Raw genomic sequence first — 1919 nt, 5'->3', positions numbered from 1 at the left:
CCGCGTCCACGAGCACGGCGAAGCGCCATGGCTCGTCCACCAGCAGGGGCCAGAGGGAGGGGTCGGCGTAGTCGATGGCGTCGAGGCGGGCGATGGCGGGTGCGCCGGGCCGCATGCCCGCCGCCTCCAGCTCCTCGGCCCGTGCGTTCAGGGCGCGCTGCCGTGCAAGGCGGGCCCGCATGGCCTCCAGCTCGGCGATGCGCTGCTCCACGTCGCGGGCCGTGCGGTCGAGCGCGTCGTCCAAATCGCGCGCCGAGAGCGTGCGGTAGCCCGCCAGCTCGCGCACCGGCACGCCCAGGCGGCGGTAGAACGCGATCTCGCTCGCGTCGATGAGGTCGTGCAGCGCGTACTGCCGGTAGTCGTTGCCGCGGTTGCGGCCGGCGCGCACGAGCCCCTCGCGCTCCCAGTAGCGCAGCGTCGACGGCGCCACGCCCAGGTAGCGCGCCGCGTCCTTGATGTCGTACAGCACGGGTTCCATGACGCGCTCCCTTTCCGTTTGGAGATTTGGGGGAGGTGGGCAGGGTGCCCCTTTACCTTAAAGTCGCTTTAAGGTTTAGAGTATCATGCGGCAAAAGCCAAAACAAGCCCCGCCGCGCAGCGAAGCGCCGGCGGAGGGGGCGCCCCTTGGGGGCGCGGCAGCGCAACAGCGGAGTGGAAAACCATGATCAAGAAGAATATGTTGAAAGAGTACCTGCGCTACATCCTGCCCACGATGCTCACGTTCACGCTCGCCAGCGTGTACAGCATTGTGGACGGCATGTTCGTAGGGCACGCGGTGGGCGATGCGGGCGTCGCGGGCATCAACGTGGCGTTCCCGCTCGTGGCCTTCGTCATGGCCGTGGGCACGGGCATCGGCATGGGCGGCGGCGTGATATCGTCCATCGCGCGCGGAGCGGGCGACGAGGCGAAGTCGCGGCGCGCCGTGGGCACGACGTTCACCCTGCTGCTCTTGGCGGCGCTGCCCGTCATGGCGCTGCTGCTGTTCGCGGCCGAGCCCATCTGCCGCCTTCTGGGCGGGCAGGGCGGCACGCTCGAGCAGGCCGTGGCGTACACGAGCGTCATCGCGTGGGGCGTGCCGTTCCAGATATTCGTCACGGGCTGCACGCCGCTCATCCGCAACCAGGGGCGCGTGGGCTTCGCCATGGCGGTGCAGGTGTTCGCGGGCCTGATGAACGTGGCCCTGGACTACGTGTTCGTCATGCTGTTCGGCTGGGGCACCGCCGGCGCCGCGGCGGCCACGGCGGTGTCGCAGGCGGCGGCGTTCGTGCCGGTGCTCGTGTTCTTCCTGATGAGGAGGAACCGAATCGCGCGGGCCGACCTGCGGCCGGACGGCAAGATAGTCGCCCATGCGCTCAAGCTGGGGCTCGCCCCGTTCGGCCTGACGCTCTTGCCCGAGGCCACGGTGGTGGCCATCAACGTGAACCTGTCGGCCTACGGCGGCGAGACGGCGCTCGCGGCCTATGCCGTGGTGTCCTACACCGCCTGCGTCATCCAGATGCTCATCCAGGGCGTGGGCGACGGAAGCCAGCCGCTCATCTCCAAGCACTACGGGGCGGGCGATGCCGACGGCGTGCGGCGGTTCAGGAACACGAACTACCTCATAACCATCTCGCTGGGCGCGCTGGGGCTTCTGGCCATGTACCTGCTGCGCAACCAGGTGCCGCTCCTGTTCGGCTCGTCGGCCGAGACGGCCGCCATCGTGGCGTACGCGCTGCCCATCTTCTCCATGGCGTACGTGTTCTACGGGTTCACGCACGCGTCCACGTCGTACTTCTACGCGGTGGACGACGCCCGCGCCTCGAACGCCATCGTGTACGGCGAGGCGGTGCTCGTGGTGCTGGTGGTGTTCGGCATCGCGCGGGTGGCGGGCGTCGACGGCATCTGGTTCTCCGTGACCATCGTGCAGATGGTGCTGGCCT

At 69.0% G+C, this 1919-nt stretch carries 2 protein-coding genes; one reads left to right on the top strand and one right to left on the bottom strand.

Going from position 1 to position 1919, the window contains the following annotated elements; translation table 11 throughout:
- Positions 1 to 478 (bottom strand): MerR family transcriptional regulator (locus tag GPA_RS01155; RefSeq protein WP_041238732.1); only part of this gene is annotated, 478 nt, incomplete at its 3' end.
- A 183-nt stretch (positions 479 to 661) separates the two neighbouring features.
- Here GPA_RS01155 and GPA_RS01150 point away from each other — a divergent pair.
- The coding region (locus GPA_RS01150; protein ID WP_041238731.1) for an MATE family efflux transporter at positions 662 to 1919 on the top strand (1258 nt) is incomplete at its 3' end.

The organism is Gordonibacter pamelaeae 7-10-1-b (assembly GCF_000210055.1).
In the GTDB taxonomy this organism is placed as follows: Bacteria; Actinomycetota; Coriobacteriia; order Coriobacteriales; family Eggerthellaceae; genus Gordonibacter; species Gordonibacter pamelaeae.
The sequence above is the reverse complement of the archived record's forward strand: the minus strand, read 5'-3'. Positions and strand labels throughout refer to the sequence as shown.